Annotated in this window: 18 protein-coding genes; 3 read left to right on the top strand and 15 right to left on the bottom strand. The window is 61.2% G+C overall.

Features of this window, described 5'->3' with window-relative positions:
- Positions 1-322: 322 nt before the first annotated feature.
- Positions 323-997 (bottom strand): metal-dependent hydrolase, encoded by a 675-nt coding sequence (locus FKB36_RS11990; protein ID WP_261598317.1) that lies wholly within the window; start codon positions 995-997, stop codon positions 323-325.
- Between the two features lie 60 nt (positions 998-1,057).
- The gene (locus tag FKB36_RS11985; protein WP_261598316.1) at positions 1,058-1,666 is read right to left on the bottom strand and encodes a response regulator receiver protein; all 609 of its coding nucleotides are present in this window, start codon (positions 1,664-1,666) and stop codon (positions 1,058-1,060) included.
- Positions 1,667-1,973: 307 nt separating this feature from the next.
- On the opposite strand from FKB36_RS11985, the gene glyS reads away from it, so the two are divergent.
- A complete protein-coding gene (glyS, locus tag FKB36_RS11980) occupies positions 1,974-3,704 on the top strand; it encodes a glycine--tRNA ligase (RefSeq protein ID WP_261598315.1) in 1,731 nt (576 codons plus the stop codon).
- On the top strand, positions 3,701-5,956 hold the full coding sequence (locus tag FKB36_RS11975) for a DEAD/DEAH box helicase (protein WP_261598314.1): 2,256 nt from the start codon (positions 3,701-3,703) through the stop codon (positions 5,954-5,956). Before glyS ends, FKB36_RS11975 begins: the two co-directional genes overlap by 4 nt.
- Here FKB36_RS11975 and FKB36_RS11970 read toward each other — a convergent pair.
- Positions 5,947-6,321 carry an Sjogren's syndrome/scleroderma autoantigen 1 family protein gene (locus FKB36_RS11970; RefSeq protein WP_261598313.1) on the bottom strand — a complete coding sequence of 125 codons (375 nt, stop codon included), beginning with the start codon at positions 6,319-6,321 and terminating at the stop codon, positions 5,947-5,949. The genes FKB36_RS11975 and FKB36_RS11970 overlap by 10 nt on opposite strands.
- 66 nt (positions 6,322-6,387) lie before the next feature.
- On the opposite strand from FKB36_RS11970, the gene FKB36_RS11965 reads away from it, so the two are divergent.
- The gene (locus FKB36_RS11965; protein ID WP_054848394.1) at positions 6,388-6,651 is read left to right on the top strand and encodes a UPF0147 family protein; all 264 of its coding nucleotides are present in this window, start codon (positions 6,388-6,390) and stop codon (positions 6,649-6,651) included.
- A 114-nt stretch (positions 6,652-6,765) separates the two neighbouring features.
- On the opposite strand, the gene FKB36_RS11960 is transcribed toward FKB36_RS11965, so the two are convergent.
- The 12 genes from FKB36_RS11960 to FKB36_RS11905 all read right to left on the bottom strand — a co-directional run bounded on the left by FKB36_RS11960 (position 6,766) and on the right by FKB36_RS11905 (position 18,251).
- A complete protein-coding gene (locus FKB36_RS11960) occupies positions 6,766-7,179 on the bottom strand; it encodes a secondary thiamine-phosphate synthase enzyme YjbQ (RefSeq protein ID WP_261598321.1) in 414 nt (137 codons plus the stop codon).
- Positions 7,180-7,381: 202 nt separating this feature from the next.
- Positions 7,382-7,735: a hypothetical protein gene (locus FKB36_RS11955; protein WP_261598312.1), complete on the bottom strand. Its 354-nt coding sequence runs from the start codon at positions 7,733-7,735 to the stop codon at positions 7,382-7,384.
- A gap of 265 nt (positions 7,736-8,000) precedes the next feature.
- Positions 8,001-10,427 carry a DNA gyrase subunit A gene (gyrA, locus tag FKB36_RS11950; protein WP_261598311.1) on the bottom strand — a complete coding sequence of 809 codons (2,427 nt, stop codon included), beginning with the start codon at positions 10,425-10,427 and terminating at the stop codon, positions 8,001-8,003.
- Entirely contained in the window at positions 10,417-12,387 is a 1,971-nt protein-coding gene (gyrB, locus tag FKB36_RS11945) for a DNA topoisomerase (ATP-hydrolyzing) subunit B (RefSeq protein ID WP_261598310.1), read from the bottom strand. Before gyrB ends, gyrA begins: the two co-directional genes overlap by 11 nt.
- A 216-nt stretch (positions 12,388-12,603) precedes the next feature.
- Complete coding sequence (locus tag FKB36_RS11940; RefSeq protein ID WP_261598309.1) at positions 12,604-12,918, bottom strand: hypothetical protein; 315 nt, start codon at positions 12,916-12,918, stop codon at positions 12,604-12,606.
- A gap of 513 nt (positions 12,919-13,431) precedes the next feature.
- Positions 13,432-14,247 carry a cobalt ECF transporter T component CbiQ gene (gene cbiQ / locus FKB36_RS11935; RefSeq protein ID WP_261598308.1) on the bottom strand — a complete coding sequence of 272 codons (816 nt, stop codon included), beginning with the start codon at positions 14,245-14,247 and terminating at the stop codon, positions 13,432-13,434.
- Complete coding sequence (locus tag FKB36_RS11930) at positions 14,244-15,077, bottom strand: ATP-binding cassette domain-containing protein (RefSeq protein WP_261598307.1); 834 nt, start codon at positions 15,075-15,077, stop codon at positions 14,244-14,246. The genes cbiQ and FKB36_RS11930 overlap by 4 nt, the downstream gene beginning before the upstream one ends.
- Positions 15,078-15,107: 30 nt before the next feature.
- A complete protein-coding gene (locus FKB36_RS11925; protein ID WP_261598306.1) occupies positions 15,108-15,458 on the bottom strand; it encodes a PDGLE domain-containing protein in 351 nt (116 codons plus the stop codon).
- Positions 15,458-16,096: a cobalt transporter CbiM gene (cbiM, locus tag FKB36_RS11920; RefSeq protein ID WP_261598305.1), complete on the bottom strand. Its 639-nt coding sequence runs from the start codon at positions 16,094-16,096 to the stop codon at positions 15,458-15,460. Before cbiM ends, FKB36_RS11925 begins: the two co-directional genes overlap by 1 nt.
- A 64-nt stretch (positions 16,097-16,160) precedes the next feature.
- On the bottom strand, positions 16,161-17,333 hold the full coding sequence (locus FKB36_RS11915) for a geranylgeranyl reductase family protein (RefSeq protein ID WP_261598304.1): 1,173 nt from the start codon (positions 17,331-17,333) through the stop codon (positions 16,161-16,163).
- Positions 17,334-17,428: 95 nt separating this feature from the next.
- The gene (locus FKB36_RS11910; RefSeq protein ID WP_261598303.1) at positions 17,429-17,653 is read right to left on the bottom strand and encodes a hypothetical protein; all 225 of its coding nucleotides are present in this window, start codon (positions 17,651-17,653) and stop codon (positions 17,429-17,431) included.
- A 4-nt stretch (positions 17,654-17,657) separates the two neighbouring features.
- Positions 17,658-18,251, bottom strand: a complete 594-nt coding sequence (locus tag FKB36_RS11905) for a hypothetical protein (protein ID WP_261598302.1) — start codon at positions 18,249-18,251, stop codon at positions 17,658-17,660.
- Positions 18,252-18,258 lie beyond the last annotated feature (7 nt).

Genomic DNA, 18,258 nt, shown 5'->3' with positions numbered 1-18,258 from the left:
GAGGGGGACACCCCCTCCCAGACCCTCCCCCGTGTGGCGATATCCTATGGAAAGCCGGTTTCACCCTTCTTGTTCAGAATGGGGTTCAAATGATAGATAAGGTATACCGAAGGTTCGGAGATCTTTTTGGGACGACCTCCCGATATCCAATGGAAATCCGTTCACGGGACTTAAGATGCCCCAGAATGTGGCCGGAGGGGCGCGAACTCCGAAAGTATGAGTTGCTCTCCCTCAATCCTCGGTCACACATGCCACTGAAGCAACATCACCCCGGGCAGACGGGCATACGCTTCTGTAACCGCAAAACGGGGTGTGGGATCCCTCACTCCCCGCCCTCCTCCGAACCGACCTCGATGCTCTCTCCCGGCGAGAGCAGCGCGACCCGGATCGACGTCGTCCGCTCGATCGTCCGCTTGAACTCCTCCAGGTTCTGCTGGATGATGGGGAAGGTGTCGTAATGCATCGGGATAACGAGCGGTGCGCCGATGTACCGCGCCGCGATCATTGCCTCCTGGGGCCCCATCGTATAGCACCCACCCACGGGGAGGAGCGCCACATCCGGCCGGTAGAGGTCGCGGATGAGCTGCATATCGGAGAAGAGCGCCGTGTCGCCGGCGTGGTAGACGCTGACGCCGTCCATCGTGATGACGAATCCCGCGGCCACGCCGCCGTAGAACCCTGCCCCTTCATCCTCAAGCCACGATGAGTGGAGCGCGGGCGTCATCGTGAACCGGACGCCGTCGACGGTGATGGTGCCGCCGAGGTTCATCGCTTCGGCGGGGACGCCCTTTGTCTTCAGATACTTTGCGACCTCGTTGATAGCGACCGTCTTCTTCGAGAGTTCTACGGTGATGCCCAGGTGATCGGCGTGAGCATGCGTCACGGCAACGATATCGGGCTCCGCGGCAAGAGACCCCTTTGGGATGAAGGGATCGACGAGGACCGTCCGCGATCCTGCAAGAGAGAAACACGCGTGGCCAAGCCAGGTCAACCTCATGGAGAAGAGATCGGCCCGGATGTTAAAAAATGTTGAGTGAGTGTGAGGATGGGCCGGGGCTCAGAACTCCCCCATGTCGATCGCTTCGGTGATGTCGATCGCTTCGCTAAGGCCGTCGTTCACAACACCCCGCGTCATCATCTCGGAGAGATCGCGGTCTTCCATGACGTCCCTGATCCGTTCCAGGAACGGATCGAGCGTGGTGTCCCTCTGCTGCTCGATCACGTGGCGGTACTCACGGAGCGTCGAGGGGCTTACATCGAGTTCCTCGCTGATCTCCTTCATCGTCTTGCCTGAGTCAAGAAGTTCCGTCATCGCCGCCTGGTCGAACGGCATCTTGAAGTCGAGCTCCCGGAAGAGTTTGAGCCGGACGCGGGCGCGTGCCACGGTCTTGCTCAGTTTCTCATCGCCGAGCGCCCTCGCGATCTCGGTGTCGTTCTTACCGTCGTAATACGCGACCACGAGTTTCGCGAGCTGCCGCGGGGCGAGTTTGGTTTTGAAATACCCCCGATCGAGGATATCCCGCATGATCAGGGCAATCTCGCGCTCCACAGCGTCGCGATCCCGGAGCGTACCGTGAACCTTCCTCATCGGTTCAACGATCGTCTTCTTGTTCGTGATGGTCGTGAACAGCTCAAGGAGCTGTTGCTTGCGGGTATCTTCTGCCATGTCCGTCTCTCTCAGTTCTGTATTCCACTGTCTGATTCTGATGGTCACCCATAGCGACCAAGTATATATACATTTTCCCCCAGCCGGGGCGTAACGTTCCCTACATTACAACCGCTAACATTTAAACTTTGCCATATAAACTCTCAAAACAGAAGGATCATTTCGTTGGATGTGACCATATCTTCCGGGATATCTTCTGCCATGAAAAAACCCTCCACCGGATCACCTATTTTTTGAAGGATCGTGATCTCGCACGAGGCGAGGACTATTCTTTATTAGCACCGCCGCTCAACTGTACTGTAAGACTATGGCCGAAACGAGCGATATTTACGAAAAAGTCATGGAGGTGGCCAGAAGACGGGGTTTCGTCTGGCCCTCATCCGAGATATACGGGTCGGTCGCCGGATTCATCGATTACGGGCCTCTTGGAGCGATGCTGAAGCGAAACGTCGAGAACCTCTGGCGGTCGTTCTACGTCTTCCAGGAAGGCTACTATGAGATCGAGTGCCCTACCGTCGGGAACGAAGCGATCTTCGTCGCGTCCGGCCATGTGAAAGAGTTTGCCGATAAGATGGTGCAGTGCCCGCACTGCGGCGAGTACCTCCGCGCCGATCATATCGCGGAGGAGAACGGCATCGAGAACGCGGGCACGCTCTCGGCGGAGGCGCTCCAGGCGACGCTCTATGAGCTCCCCTGCCCGTCATGCAAGGAACCCCTGGGTGAAGCGGGCGTCTTCGCGTTCAACCTGATGTTTGAGACGACCATCGGTCCCGGGTCGCAGCGGAAGGGCTACCTGCGCCCCGAGACCGCCCAGGGCATCTTCACCGACTTCCCCCGGCTCCTGCGATTTTACCGGGACAAACTACCCTTCGGTGCCGTTCAGATCGGGAAATCCTACCGAAACGAGATCTCTCCCCGCCAGGGCATGATCCGGCTGCGGGAGTTCTCCCAGGCGGAAGCCGAGATCTTCGTCCATCCTGAATGTAAGGATCATCCCGCCTTCGACCGCTACGCGGACTACACCGTCCCCCTCCTCACCATCGCCCGGCAGCTCGACGGTCAGGAGCCGGCCGCTATGACGATGCGCGCCGCAGTAAGCGAGGGGGTGATCGCGAACGAGTACGTCGCCTACTACATCGCGCTGACGCACCGGATCCTGACCGCCATCGGTGTCGACGCGGATAAACTCCGGTTCCGCCAGCACCTGACCGACGAGCGGGCGCACTATGCGGCCGACTGCTGGGACGCCGAGGTCTACTCCGGCCGCTTCGGGTGGGTGGAGATCGTCGGCATCGCCGACCGCACCAACTACGACCTGCGCTCGCACGCCGCACACTCCGGCACTTCGATGACGGTCTTCATGCCCTACGACGAGCCGAAACGGGTCGTAAAGCGGCGGATTGTGGCAGATATGGGGGTTCTCGGACCTCAGTACCGCGGCAAGGCGAAAGCGATCGCGGACGCTCTCGCCGCATCCGAGCCGGGAGAGGACGGTGCGCGGGTTACCGTCGACGGCGAGGAGTTCTTCATCCCCGCCGACCTCTATGCGGTCCGGGAGGAGGAGGTCGAGGTCCGCGGCGAAGAGGTGATGCCCCACGTCATCGAGCCGTCGTACGGGATCGACCGGATGATCTATGTCGCCCTCGAGCACAGCTACGCCGAGGAAGAGGTCGAAGGCGAGATCCGGAAGGTCCTCCGGTTCCCGCCGGCGGTCGCGCCGATCCAGGCCGCCGTCTTCCCGCTGATGAACCGCGACGGTCTCGACGATATCGCGCAGACGATCACGGAGAGGCTCACGCAGTGCCGCATCCTCGCCCAGTACGACGACTCCGGCGCCATCGGCAGGCGTTACCGGAGGCAGGACGAGGTCGGGACGCCCTTTGCCGTCACCGTCGACTACGATACGCTCGAGGACAACACCGTGACCGTGAGGGATCGCGACAGCATGGAGCAGGTCCGCGTACCGATCGAGCGGCTGCCCGAGACCCTCTCCGCACTCATCTCCGGCGCCGTCGCGTTCCGTAACATCAGGGTATGAACTACGTCTCCCACCCGCTGATCCGGCCGGAGAGCATCGAGGAACGGCGGTATCAACTCTCCGTCGCGCTCCGGGCGCTTGACGCGAACACGATGGTCGTCCTCCCGACAGGGCTCGGGAAGACGGCCGTCGCGCTCATCGTTGCGGCGTCCCGCCTCTACTCTCACCAGGGGAGAGTGCTCGTTCTTGCGCCTACGAAACCGCTGGTCGAGCAGCACCTCCGTTTTTTCAAGCAGTTCCTGCTCGTCCGGAACGATTCCGAGCCGGCCGAATCCGATTTTGCCATGTTCACCGGCGACACCTCCCCGGAGGAGCGGGCGCGGGCCTGGGAGGCGTGCCGGGTCTGTTTCGCCACCCCGCAGGTGATCAAGAACGACTGCCTCGCGGGGAGGTACAGCCTCGCCGACGTCGTGCTGCTCGTCGTGGACGAGTGCCACCGGGCGGTAGGAAACTATGCTTACGTCTTCCTCGCACAGCACTACTGCACCGCGGCGAAAGACCCCCTGCTGCTCGCGATGACCGCTTCCCCCGGCGGAGACCCGGCGAAGGTGCAGGAGGTCTGCAACAACCTGCAGATCGAGGCGGTCGAGACCCGGGTGGAGACCGACGAAGATGTCCGGCCCTACATCCACGAGCGTGAGATCCATTATGTCGACGTCTTCCTGCCTGAAGAACTACAGGCGGCGATCGCCGTTCTCCGGGGGCTCGTGGAGTCGCGTCTTTCCCACCTTGCGAAACTCAACTTCCGCGTCCCGAAACCGGACAAACTCTCGATGAAGGCGTTGAACGCCTTGAACGCCCAGATCCAGCAGCGTATACGGACGCGCGACTCATCGGCGTTCGCCGCGGCATCCCTGCACGCCGAGTGCATGAAACTCCGGCACGCCATAACGCTCGCCGAGACTCAAGGGAGCGAGGCGCTCAAACACTACCTCGACCGGCTCGGCGCGGAAGGGGCCTCCATCTCGGGGAGCAAGGCGAGCAAGCGCCTCATCGCCGATCCCGCTTACCTGGGTCTCGTCGAGGCCGCCGCCGGCTGGAAGGAGGAGCTGCACCCCAAGGCTTCGCTCGTCCGCGAACTGGTGCAGACACAGCTTGCGGCGCACCCGGAGAGCAGGATCATCGTCTTCGCCACCTATCGCGACACCGTCCAGACGCTCGTGGATACGCTCACTGCTGCCGGAATTGTCTGCGAGCGGTTCGTCGGCCAGGCGTCCCGGGACGCGGAGCGGGGGCTCTCGCAGAAGGAGCAGATCGCGAGCCTCGCCCGGTTCCGGGAGGGCGAGTTCAGGTGCCTGATCGCGACCTCCGTGGGCGAGGAGGGGCTCGACGTCCCTTCGACGGATATGGTGATCTTTTACGAGGCCGTCCCTTCAGAGATCCGGAGCATCCAGCGGAAGGGTCGGACCGGGCGAAGCGGCAGCGGCACGATCGTCGTGCTGGTGACGAAAGGCACGTCTGATGAGACGTTCCGGTACGTGAGCCAGAGCCGGGAGCGGGCGATGGTGACGGGGATAAAGGGGATGAGCGCCGCACCCGCTCCCGTTCCCGCCCCGGCTCCGCCCGTCCCGGCAGCCACCAGGCAGACGGACTTCCTCGCGTTTACTCCGGCGGGGCCGGCGATCACCGTCGACGACCGGGAGACGTCGTCAAGGGTCGCTGAGCGCCTGCACGAACTCGGGGCGTCGATCGCCCTGGAACGTCTCGAGTACGGTGACTACGCCATCGGCGACCGCATCCTCGTGGAGAGGAAGACCGTGCAGGACTTCATGAACACCCTCGTCGAGCGCGATCTCTTCGGGCAGATCAAGGCGATGGCCAACGCGGTGCTGCGCCCCGTCCTGATCATCGAGGGGAATGAAGACCTCTACTCGGTGCGAAACATCCATCCAAACGCAATCCGGGGCACGCTTGCGGCCATCACGGTCGATATGGGTGTCGCGCTGATACGCACCCGGGATGCGGACGACACCGCCGAGACGCTCTACGTCCTCGCACAGCGGGAGGGGAGCGAGCGGGGGGAGCGGAAGATGCATCCGAAGAAGTCGTACCGCTCGGTCCGCGAGGAGCAGGAATACGCGCTCGCTGCGTTCCCGAACGTCGGTTTAAAAAGCGCACGGCTCCTCCTCGAACACTTCGGGTCGCTCAAGGCGATCGTCGATGCCGAACCGGAGGAACTCTCGGCGGTGCACGGGATCGGGGAGAAGACCGCCCGTGCGATATGGGATCTCGCTCGCAGACCTTACCGCTGACCCAGTCTCGCGAGGGCTCTGGCACCCCGCTCGACCGCCCGCATCAGGGTCAGGCATTCGTCGGGCCTCTGCTCGCCCCTGATCCGCTCGCAGAGATGGATGATCGTCCGCTCGATCTCGGCGGCAGCCTCGCCCTGCATCTCTGGTGCGGCCGGCGCCGGGGACCGTCCGGGTTTTGGGGTCGGTGCCGGGGGCTCCGGTTCGGGAAGAGGCTCAATTTGCGCAGCAAGCGGGCAGATGACGCACTGTGTCTCTCCCTTATACTCAAATAGGGGGTAGCCGCAGACCTTACAGGATTTAGCGAGCATCTTTCCTCCCTTGAGGAGGTACCCGGCCATAACTTCGTCAGCCTGATCCGCCGTCATTTCGTTGAACTCCCTTAATGAACTTATATATGTCTGGATGCCATTAATAATAGAGGGGTAATTTTAATGGCAAGTCCAGACGAAACAATACGGATCTGCATTCAGATGCTGCAGAATATCAGTGAGGATTCTACTATTCCAAGAAATATCCGGCGCGTCGCAGACTCAACCAGATCGGTTCTCCAGGACGAATCGAGAAGCATCGGTCTTCGCGCGGCAACCGCAATCTCCATGATCGACGAGATCAGCAACGATCCGAACATGCCGGTTCATGCACGGACCCGCATCTGGGAACTGGTATCTCAACTCGAGACGGTACCTCTCGATTAAACCACTCATTCTCCCCGGGCGATCCCGGCCCGGGCCGGAAGCAGGGCGATACTACCCGGGTCTCGGCCCGAACACTTACCCTTTTGCCCGTCGTGCCGCGATCGGGCCATAATCTCAACCCGTGACGGTGACGTAGACCGTCCGCTCGCGTCTCGACCGCACGTCGAGTTCCAGGAGGACGATCTGCTGCCAGGTGCCGCATCCGAGCGCACCGCCGATGACCGGGACGGAGAGCGACGGGCCGACGATCGCCGCCCTGACATGCGAGCGGCCGTTGCCGTCGCCCCATGCCGCATCGTGGGCGTAGGAGATGTCGGCCGGGGCGATGACCGCGAGCGCCCGGGAGAGATCGGTGAGTACGCCCGGCTCGTACTCGATAGTGGTGACGGCGGCGGTCGAGCCCGCGACGAAGACGTTTGCGAGGCCTTCCCGAACACCGCTCTCGGCGACCGCCTGCGCCACCCGGGGCGTGAGGTCGACGATCTCTCCTTCCCCGTGCGTATCTACCTTGATTGTCGTATGAAACATCATGGACACCTCATCCAGACGACCTGTTGTCGTTCGGTCGGATAAAACCCGCGGAGAGTAACTGTGATCCGGGGTACTGGGATCTGGAATGTTACGCGGCAGTACCTATTCCAGGGGGTGCAAACGCGTTTAAGCAAGGCATGATTTCGGGCGCATCTTCGGCACCTTGGGTATCGGTAAATTAAGTGAGATGATTAACGAGCTAAAGAAACCTGAGTGTGATGCAGATGAGCGCGGTTAGTCCTATAATTCCTGCCACGATGTACCGAAGTAATCTGGCTGTCCGGACATTTTGCTTTTCGCGGAAATTTTCTTTCGCTTGAGAAATCGCAGCAGATACTTCACCATGGACTCTTTCGGTTTTCTCTAGATATTTGACATTTTCCTCCTCGGAGAGAGGGCGGAACATAATGAAACGGCGCGCACTATTTTCAAAGTCCAACAATGTTATCTCCGATTCTTTATGTGTTAGTGCGGATTCTTTGATTATTGGAATGCGCCGTTCCCTCCAGTACACCGCAAATTCTTCGAGTTCCTGTTCGAGATCTTCCCGCATCGTTACACGCCCCAAATAATCAATGGACCAATGCAATTTATATATTACGTGGAATTGTCGCTCATAACAATCGAATGTGGCATATGCGAATGTCAAAATCATCTCCAGATATCCCGCGCTAAAGAGAGTCTGTAACAAAGACTGGTGCGCAGCCTGCCACGTTATCGGTGCCGCACCAACCAGTTAGATCGGATGTCCTTCATGACTACAGGGAAGGACGACGCGTAAATACGCAAACAGCGTGAACGAAAAAGAGAGAGACTGTTTACGCCTCTTCCCGGTCTTCGGCATCCAGGATCGTGAACCCGATGACCCTGTCGCCGTCGTCGAGTTTCATCACCCGGACGCCGCGGGTGCCCCGCTTCTGGATCGATATCTCCGAGACCTTCGTCCGGATGACGATGCCGGACGCGCTCATCACGATGATCTCGTCGTCATCGGAGACCGCCATTGACCCGATGACGTTGCCCGCCCGGGCGTCGACAACGATGTTCCGGACGCCCATCGTGCCTCTGCCGTGGCCGCGGAACTCATCGAACTCCGTCCGTTTCCCGTAGCCCTGCTCCGTGATGGTGAGAAGATGATCCTCCTCGACCACCGCAACCGCCTGCAGGGCATCGCCGTGGCGGAGTTTGATCCCCCGCACGCCCATCGCGTTGCGGCGAACCGGGCGGACGGCCTCCTCGTGGAACCGGAGGCTCTGTCCGAACTTCGTCGTCAGGATCAGTTCCTGGTTCCCGTCGGTCGCCTTCACGTCCACCACCGCATCATCGCCGCGGAGGTTGATGGCGTTGATCCCGGTCTGCCGCGGCCGCGAGAACTCGTCGAGCGCCATCTTCGCGACTGTTCCCTCCCTCGTCGCGAAGAAGAGGTAGCGGTCCGGCCGGAACTCCCGCACAGGGATCACGGTCGTCACCCGCTCCTCGCCGTCGAGATTCAGGAGATTGACCAGAGCCTTGCCCTTGCCGGTCCGCTGCCCCTCGGGGAGATCGTAGACCTTCAGCCAGTAGACCCTCCCTTTATCGGTGAAACAGAGGAGGTAATCGAGCATATTCGCGACGAAGACGTTCTCGACACCGTCGTCGTCTTTCGTCGCCATGCCGATGATGCCACGCCCGCCGCGCCGCTGGTTCCGGTAGGTGTCGAGGTCGATCCTCTTCACGTAGTTCGAGGAGGTGAGCGAGACCAGCATCGGTTTATCCTCGATGAGGTCTTCTTTCTCCAGGATCTCGGTCGCGTGCCCGATCTGGGTCCTCCGTTCGTCACCGAAACGGGCGGTGATATCGACGAGTTCCTTCCTGATCTCGGCGAGGATGCTTGCTTCGCTTGCGAGGATCGCGGTCAGCCGTTCGACCTCCAGTGCGAGAGCGTCGCGCTCGTCCTGGATCTTCTTGTGCTCAAGCGCCGCCAGCCTCCGGAGCTGCATCTTCAGGATGGCGTCCGCCTGCGCCTCGTCCAGGCCAAACTTCGCCACCAGGGCCGCCTGTGCCTCCTCGGTCGTCCCGGATCCCCGGATGGTTGCGATGACGGCATCGATGTTGTCGAGCGCAACAAGGAGGCCGCTGAGGATGTGCCTCCGCTCCTCCGCCTTTGCAAGATCGAACTCGGTCCGCCGCCTGACCACGTCCACCCGGTGCTTGAGGAACTCCTGGACGAGTTCCTTCAGGTTCAAGACGCGGGGCTGGCGGTCGACGATGGCGAGGTTGATGATGCCGAAGGAGGACTCAAGCGCCGTGTGCTTGTAGAGGAAGTTCAGGACAACCTGGGGCGCGGTGCCTCTCTTCAAGTCGATGACGATCCGCATGCCGTCCCGGTCCGACTCGTCGCGGATGTCGGAGATGCCTTCGATCCTTTTTTCGCGGACGTGGCCGGCGATATTCTCGATAAGGCGCGCCTTGTTCACCTGGAACGGGATCTCGCTGATGATGATCCGCGGTGTCCGCCCTTCCTCCTCAATCTCCACGACTCCCCGCACGACGCACTTCCCGCGCCCGGTCAGGTAGGCGTCCCGGACACCCTGGGTGCCCATCATGATCCCGCCGGTGGGGAAGTCCGGGCCGGGCATAATCCGCATCAATTCCTCGGTGGAGACGCCGGGCTCGTCGATGATGCGGCAGGTCGCCTCGCAGACCTCCCGGAGGTTGTGGGGCGGCATGTTCGTCGCCATCCCGACCGCAATCCCGCTCGACCCGTTGACGAGGAGGTTCGGGATCCGGGCGGGGAGGACGTCGGGCTCCTGGAGCGACTCGTCGAAGTTCGGGACGAAGTCGACGGTCTCCTTATCGATATCTGCCAGGAGTTCCTCTGAGAGTTTCGTGAGCCGGGCCTCCGTGTATCGCATGGCGGCAGCGGAGTCCCCGTCGATCGACCCGAAGTTTCCCTGGCCGTCCACGAGCGTATACCGGTAGGAGAAGGGCTGCGCCATCTTCACCAGCGTGTCGTAGATGGCCGAATCGCCGTGAGGATGGTACTTACCCATCACGTCTCCGACGATACGGGCGCTCTTCTTATAGGGCTTGTCGCTCGTGTTGCCGAGCTCCCGCATGGCATAGAGGGTGCGGCGGTGAACCGGCTTCAGGCCGTCTCTCGCGTCAGGGATGGCACGGCCGATGATCACGCTCATCGCGTAGTCGATGTAGCATGATTTCATCTCCTCTTCTATGTTGATCGGAACAACCTGATTAGACGTCAAGGTTGTTCACCTCCTTTGCATGCCGGCGGATGAAGTCTCTCCGGGCATCCACATTCTCTCCCATAAGTTTCTCGAATATCTCGTTTGCGTAGACGGCATCCTCGATCTTCACCTGCTTGAGGATCCGGTTGGCCGGGTCCATCGTGGTGGACCAGAGTTGCCCGGCATTCATCTCACCGAGACCCTTGTAGCGCTGGATCGTGACGCCTTTTTCGCCGAACTCACCGACGATCTCCCGCATATCTTCCTCGCCGTAGGCGTACTTCTCCTGTTTTCCCCGGGCGACCCGGTAGAGCGGCGGCTGGGCGATGTAGATGTAGCCGTTCTCGATGAGTGCCGGCATATACCGGTAGAAGAACGTGAGGAGGAGCGTCCGGATATGCGCACCGTCGACATCCGCATCGGTCATCAGGATGACATGGTGGTACCGGGCCCTCTCGACGTCGAAACTGTCGCCGACCCCGGTGCCGATAGCGGATATCAGCGCCTGGATCTCGGCGTTCTTCAGGATCTTGTGCTCCGAAGCCTTCTCGACGTTCAGGATCTTGCCCCGCAGGGGGAGGATTGCCTGGAACTTTCTGTCTCGCCCCTGCTTTGCGGAACCGCCTGCAGAATCTCCTTCCACGATGTAGAGTTCGCTCTTTGCCGGGTCCCGCTCCTGGCAGTCGGCGAGTTTGCCGGGCAGACCTGTGGATTCCAGCGTGCTCTTTCGCCGGGCGAGTTCGCGAGCGTTCTTTGCAGCTTCACGGGCACGGGCGGCCGTAAGTGCCTTGTCCACGACGACCTGGAGGGTCTTCGGGTGCTCCTCGAAGTACTCGGTGAGCGACGAGTAGACGAGGGAATCCACGATGCCGCGGACGTTGCTGTTGCCGAGGCGCATCTTGGTCTGCCCCTCGAACTGCGGGTTCGCGACCCGGGTGCTGATGACAGAGGCGAGCCCTTCCCTGACGTCCTCGCCCTTGACCTGAGCGTCGTTGTTCTTGAGAAGGTTGTTCCGGTGGGCTGAGTTGTTGATCGCCCGGGTGAGGGCGCTCCGGAAGCCCTCGAGGTGGGTCCCGCCCTCCCTGGTGTTCACGCTGTTGACGTAGGTGTAGATCGTCTCCGTGTATGAGTCGTTGTACTGCAGGGCAACCTCGACCTCGACCATGCTCTCGGGGTCGCGCTTCTGGAAGTAGATGACCTCATCGTGGAGGCGCGTCTTCCCCTCGCCGACATGGGCGACGAACTGCCGGATGCCGTCCTCGAAACAGTAGGTGACCGCATCGCCGGTGCGGTCGTCCCGGAGGCTGATCGTAAGGCCGCTGTTTAAGTAGGCGAGTTCGCGAAGCCGGTGGTCCAGCACATCGTAGTCGAACTCGACGGTCTCGAAGATCGACCGGTCGGGCTGGAACGTGATCCGGGTTCCCTGGAGTCGCTCGTAGTCGAGCCGCTGCCCGGGCTGGGTGCCGTAACGCTCTTCACTGCGCAGTTTCTGCTCATGCTCGGTCTCCGGGCGGCTCTCGAGCGGCTTTGCGACCAGGCCCTGCCGGAACTGCATCTTGTAGACCTTGCCGTCCCGGAAGACCGTCGCATCGAGCCAGCTTGCAAGGGCGTTGACGACCGAGACGCCGACGCCGTGCAGCCCGCCGGAGACCTGGTAAGTATTTTTATCGAACTTTCCGCCGGCGTGGAGGACGGTGAGGACGATCTCGAGAGCGCTCTTGCCGTACTGGGGCATGATGTCGACCGGGATGCCGCGGCCGTTGTCATCCACCGTGATCGAGCCGTCCTTATTGATGCTCACCTGTATCAGGTCGCAGAACCCGGCAAGCGCCTCATCTACGGCGTTGTCCACGACCTCGTAGACAAGGTGATGCAGTCCCCGGGGACCCGTGCTGCCAATGTACATGGCGGGACGTTCCCGCACAGGCCGAAGCCCTTCCAGTACCGTGATGTGTGAAGCATCGTAGGTATCAGTCATTTGTGACCTCCGCTGAACGAGCGGCGTCCTGAATCGCAGCAAAACTCACAGTATATATTGGTCGTGTAGCCTCTTATACTGTTTGGATCCGGGAAATTCCCTGTTTTGAGGTGATCCTGCTGCATCGTGGTTCGATGGGGCTCCAGTGCAGACCAGCCCGGGAAGCCCCTGCGTCCCGGCCGGTCCCGACTTCCGCGCGGTAAGCGCGCGCTCCCGTTAATCGTATTTTCCCGTATCCGGATCGGGTATGCCGAGTTCTTTATCGACCGCGACCGCGAGCCGGTTGAGGAGCCGTTTCACATCGGCCGCGTCCTCCTTGTCCAGGATTCCCGGCTGGTGCCAGATCACCGTCTTGCGGAGCCGCTCGACGAGTTCCTCGATCTCGGTTCCCCGGAACTGTTCCGGTATGGTGAAGTCGTTGAGGTGGTCTGCGGCGCCAAAGAATGCTCGCTCAGGAGGCAGGCCGAAGTGCCGTGAAAGCAGCATCAGGTTGACGACAAACCCTCTGCCGAATTCGCTCTTTGCAGGCATACTACCCTATGCATCGCCGGGGAATATGAACGATCTGGTTTTTCGCGTGTCGAAAGGCGTCTCTGAGATGATCCCGGCTCGTCTCAAACACGTAATTACATCGCTGGTTTCCGCTAAGGTTCCCCCGTTCGCACCTGCGAGTGCCCCTGCTCAGGTTCTAACGAACTGTCGCATCTCGAAATCTGATGGCTCCGCGTGCTCCGGATGTTCTGTTCGTTACGGCAGGTCATACTTCGGAATATCACGCCCCCGGATACGGATTCCCACGGGCTATCGCAACTTGGGGAGGGGCTGACGGGGAGGGGGGAGCATCCCCCCTCCCCTGTCTCCACCCCACTTCGGCGATATTTCCACGGTCCAGTCTGCTGGAATTTTCCACGCACCGTCCGCTTTGTTTGTCGCAGCTTGTACTTCCGCTAACCAAGCTCTGCTGGGACATCCGGAACTCGAGAAGAGTAGAGGTGCAGGCATTGGCCTCCACAGCAAAAGGGACTACGGCAACCGAACACTCATCTACGGCTGCACGTAGATCAGAACCGCAGAAAGCACGACGAAACCGAGCGTTGCGGCGAAGAAGACGATCTCCTGGGTGCGGAGAGGTTTTTTCCTGACATACAGGCCGGCGTTCGCCCCGTATCCCCGACAGAGCATGCTCGTGTAGGTGCGTTCGCCCTGCTCGTAGGACCGGATGAAGATCGTCCCGACCGTGTAACCGATCTGGTGCAGCCGGTAGCGGTAGGGGAGGGTGCGGTCGAGGGGGTCGAAGCACCGGGTCGCCATTGCGGTCCGTATCCTGTTGAACATCTCGGCGAAGACGAAGATGTAGCGGACCATCATACCGAGCGTGAGGGTGAACTCCCGGGGCAGGCCGAGCCTCCCCGCCGCCTCGATCATATCCTGCATCTTTGTCGTCGACGAGAGCAGGATGATGAACGATATGCTGATGACGAACTTCACGAGGAGGATCGACGCGAACTCCACCGACTCCGCGTAGATCTCGATCCCGAGCGGCAGGGTCGCAATCGTATGGAATACGTCATAATAGGGGTTTTTTACAAATGCCTGGAAACCGACCAGGAAGATCCCGAACGGTAGAATGAGTATGAGCCTCTTCAAGTAGACAGTCGGCGGGAGGCGTGAAGCGGCCCAGAGTACGATGAAGAGAGCAAAAAGGACAGCACCGAGTTCGTAGACTTTCGTCGAGTATGGCACGGCAACGATGGCCACGATGGCAGCGAGGGCTATGAGGAGTTTAATCCTCGCATCCAGACGGTGGACGATGCTCGTCTGGTAAGCATACTTCTCGATGAAGTAGAGGTCGTCGATCATCCTCGTCTCGCGTAGGCGTTGAGAAACGATCTCTTCGCGTCCTCGTAGGTGTAGGCCATATCGATGGCGACGCCGTTTTCCCGGAGCGACCGGATCAGTTTCGGTATGGGCGGCACGTCGAGCCTTGTCCGGGCGAGCAGTTCCGGCCGGGCGAAGACCTCCTCGACCGTCCCGGTGCCCACGATCATTCCCTTATCCATCACGTAGACATAGTCCGCCATCTCCGCCACGAGGTCGAGGTGGTGGGTCGAGAAGATCACCGTCATGCCGTACTCCTCGGGCAGCCGGTTGACGAACGCCACGAGGTCGGCGACGCCCTGGGGATCGAGCCCCGCGGTCGGTTCGTCGAGCACCAGCACCTGCGGCTCCATCGCGAGGATGCCGGCGATGGCGACCCGTTTCTTCTCGCCGCCCGAGAGATGGTGCGGCACGCGCTCGCGCAGCCCCTCGATCCCGAGGAGGTGCAGGGCCTCCTCGACGCGGTGGGCGACCGTCGTCTCGTCGAGGCCGATGTTGATCGGGCCGAACGCGACGTCCTGCTCTACGGTGGGAGAGAAGATCTGGTCGTCGGGGTTCTGGAAGACGATCCCGACGAACTTGCGCACCTCGTTCTGGTTCACCTTCGTGATCGGCTCGCCCCTGACCAGCACCTCGCCGGAGGTGGGTTTGAGGATGCCGTTGAGATGCTTGAACAGGGTGCTCTTCCCGGCACCGTTCGGCCCGATGACGGCGATACGGGACTTTCTTTCGGCAGCGAAGTTCACGCCTTCGAGAGCGTGGACGTCGCCTCGGTAGATGTGAGTGAGATCGCGTGTCTCGAGCAGGTGCATGGTAGCAAAAAGTTGGAGTTTTTTGGGTATTTAGTTATCGGGCCGCGCTGAGATCTTCGCAACGACGACCCCCAGGACGAGGATCATGAGCGTACCGAGCACGACCGCAAGAACCTCTCCGGTTTTATCCATTCCGGGGATGCTGTAGTCGGGCATGAGCGCCTCATACGAGAAGTCGTTCCCGGTCGCGGCGACCACCTGCTCCTCTGCGGCGCCGGCGGCATCTTCGTCGAGTTCGCTCCCCATGAAGGGCTTTGCGCCGTAAATGCTGAAGAACGCGCTCTCAAGCCCGTCGGGGTCCCCGGACGCAAGGAACGGTGCGGCAACCGCGATCACAAGGGCGATAGCGACGCCGATGAGGATAAACTGTTTCGTCTCCATTACGCGCTCACCCCCGTGGGACGTTCGAGGATATCTGGCCGTGCCGAGGCTATCAGGTAGAGGGCGCCCGCGGTGATGCCTCCCTCGATCAGGCCGATGACCGCATGGTAGAGTCCAAGGCCGATGAGTGCTGGAACCAGCGGGAACGTGCCGGCGATGGCGAGTTCGACCGCACAGAGGATTGCGGAGACGAAGAGCGCCGCCCATCCGGCGATGAACGCGGCGGCGTATGCGTTTCCTATCACGCCTTTGATGCCGGTATACCCGTAGTAGCCGACGAACCCGCCGATGACGCCCATGTTGACGATGTTCGCGCCCATGACAGTGATGCCGCCGTCGCCGAAGATGACGCCCTGTACGAGGAGTACCAGCGTCAGGACGAAGATGCCTGCATACGGTGATCCGAGGACGATCGCCGCGAGCGCCGCACCGACCATGTGGCCGCTCGTCCCCCAGGGGATGGGGATGTTCAACGCCTGGATGGCAAAGATGCCGGCGGCGAGGACGGCGACCAGCGGTATCTTCTCCTCTCCCATCGAACGCCGCGCCCACCGGAGGGCGAGAGCGATGAAGATCAGGGCGATGACCCAGTAGACCAGGGCCTGCCCCACCGGTATAAATGCATCAGGTATATGCACAACAACACCTTGTGCAGTGGTATTACATCTTTGTATAAATGTATTACTAACCGTGAGGGTTGTATCAGCCAGTAAGAATCCGACGTACTCCCGATGCAAAAAGTATGCCCATTGCCCGGGCCAATGCAGGTTTCAGGGCAAGTTTGCGGAGCAGGGTGCCCGGCCTGTCCATGTCGCCGTGCTCCACGATCGTTGCGATGAGATCCGGATCGTCGAGGGCCCGGCAGAGGCGGTCGATATCCTCCGGCGTCATCTTCTGCCGCATCCGGAACGCTTTCATCCCGATATCGAGTTCTTTTCCGAAGTCCTCCTTCCAGCGCCGCTCGTAGTCACGGAGACTCCCGTCGTCGAACTCGGCGCGCGCGCAGCAGGCCGCGGCGACGGCGGCCGCGTGTTTTGCGGACCGGATACCGGTGTAGATCCCGCCGCCCGATGTCGGTTTCGCGAACCCCGCGGCGTCGCCGACGATGAGCGCCCGGCGGCCATAGGTCTGCGGCATGACCCCGAGCGGGATGACCCCGCTCACGAGGTGGAGCGAGTTTTTCCCGTAACGGGCGATGAACCGGTTGAAGTGGTCGTTTGCGTGCTCCTGGGCACAGAGGCCGACTCGGGCCCGGGTCGGCGAGACCGGGATCACCCATCCGAAGAAGCCGGGAGCGGCGTTGGGGTGGAGTTCTACGTGGCGCGGGTTCATTTCGTAGGGGATCTCCGCCTGCACCCCGGCGAGGTAGGTCTCCGGTCTCCGGAAGCCGAGCATGCGGGCGATGGAACTCCGCGGGCCGTCGGCGGCGATCAGGAGGCGGAAGGGGATCTCCTCCCGCCCGCGGATGCCACGGGTCAGGAGTGAGGTGCCGCTGATGCCCGCTGCGCTGGTCTTCAAGCGGAACTCCGCCCCGGCGTCCGCTGCTCTCTCTGCCATCTCCCGGTCGAGGAGGCACCGATCTACGACATAGGCCTTTGTGGTCCGGGCGTCGAAGAGGAGTTCTCCCCCGAGATCCGAGACCATCCGGGCCCCGCTCACCTCGTTCTGGACCGAACGCCTTGAAACACCGCACTCGGCGAACGCGGATGCGGAGAGCAGTCCCGCGCACTGCACCGGGTAGCCGATCGTGCCGTGCTCCTCGATACAGAGCGTCGTAAGCCCCTCCTTCGCGCACGCCCGCGCGGCGGCACTCCCGGCGGGGCCTGCGCCCACAACAACAACATCCCAGGTCAGACTACCATGCCTCGCATACATGAGATCCCGACCGGCCGGCGATCCCTTTCCCTCGAATAATAGGGCCCGGCGGGTATAAATGAAATGGGCACGGTCGGCGGGGTCGGTCGCCCCGCCTACCTGAGATACTCCGCCACGAACCGGCCCGTCTCAAGGCCGATGAGGGCGAGAAAGATCATGGTCAGCACGACCATCGCGGAGAGGAAGAGTGCGACCGTTTCATCGAGGGGGAACATGAGCGCCCCGGCGGCCGGGGCCATGAGGCCGGGAAATGCGGCAACTGCCACGGCGCCGAGGACCCATATCGCCACAAAAATGAGGTAGACCGATAGTTTCCTCATGGGTCTACTCTTCGCGGTATTGTGCCTGCTGCTCCTTTAAGGCCATATCCTGCCGCTCTAACTCGACCTTCCGGGAGAACTCCGCGGCCCACCGCTCGATCTCCCCCGAAAAGAGCCTGCCTGTCCGGAAGAGGACGAAGATCGCCCAGAGGACCAGGATGACCAGGACTATGCCTGCAAGGACCGGGAAGATCCCCGCGATGAACGGCAGGAAGAACAGGAACGCGACGACGGCAAGGAGCACGTACGCGATACCCCGGAATGCCAGCCGGTAACGCTCCACCTTCTCGTCAGGCGTCTCGCCTCGCGAGTATGCCGCGGCAGCGTACCCCGCGGTCGCCTCGGCGACGTCGAGGACCTCCCCGAAGATACCGAGGACGATGATCACGAGCGCGACGAGAATTATCCCTGAGATCAGGCTGTCAAGACCGATCAGGCCGAAGAGGAACGGGTTCCCGAGCATCGTTGCAAGCGGCAGGAAGATGAGCACGCCAAAGAGCCATATGAGGAATGCGATGGCGACGCCGACCGCAATCTTTGGAATGCTGTCGTAGATCTCCTGCCGGGATTCGGCAAGTAACTGTTCGCGGTTTACCATAAAAATC

The organism is Methanoculleus formosensis, from assembly GCF_025384765.1.
Taxonomy (GTDB): domain Archaea; phylum Halobacteriota; class Methanomicrobia; order Methanomicrobiales; family Methanoculleaceae; genus Methanoculleus; species Methanoculleus formosensis.
Note: the sequence above shows the minus strand (reverse complement) of the source record. Positions and strands in the feature narration are given on the sequence as shown.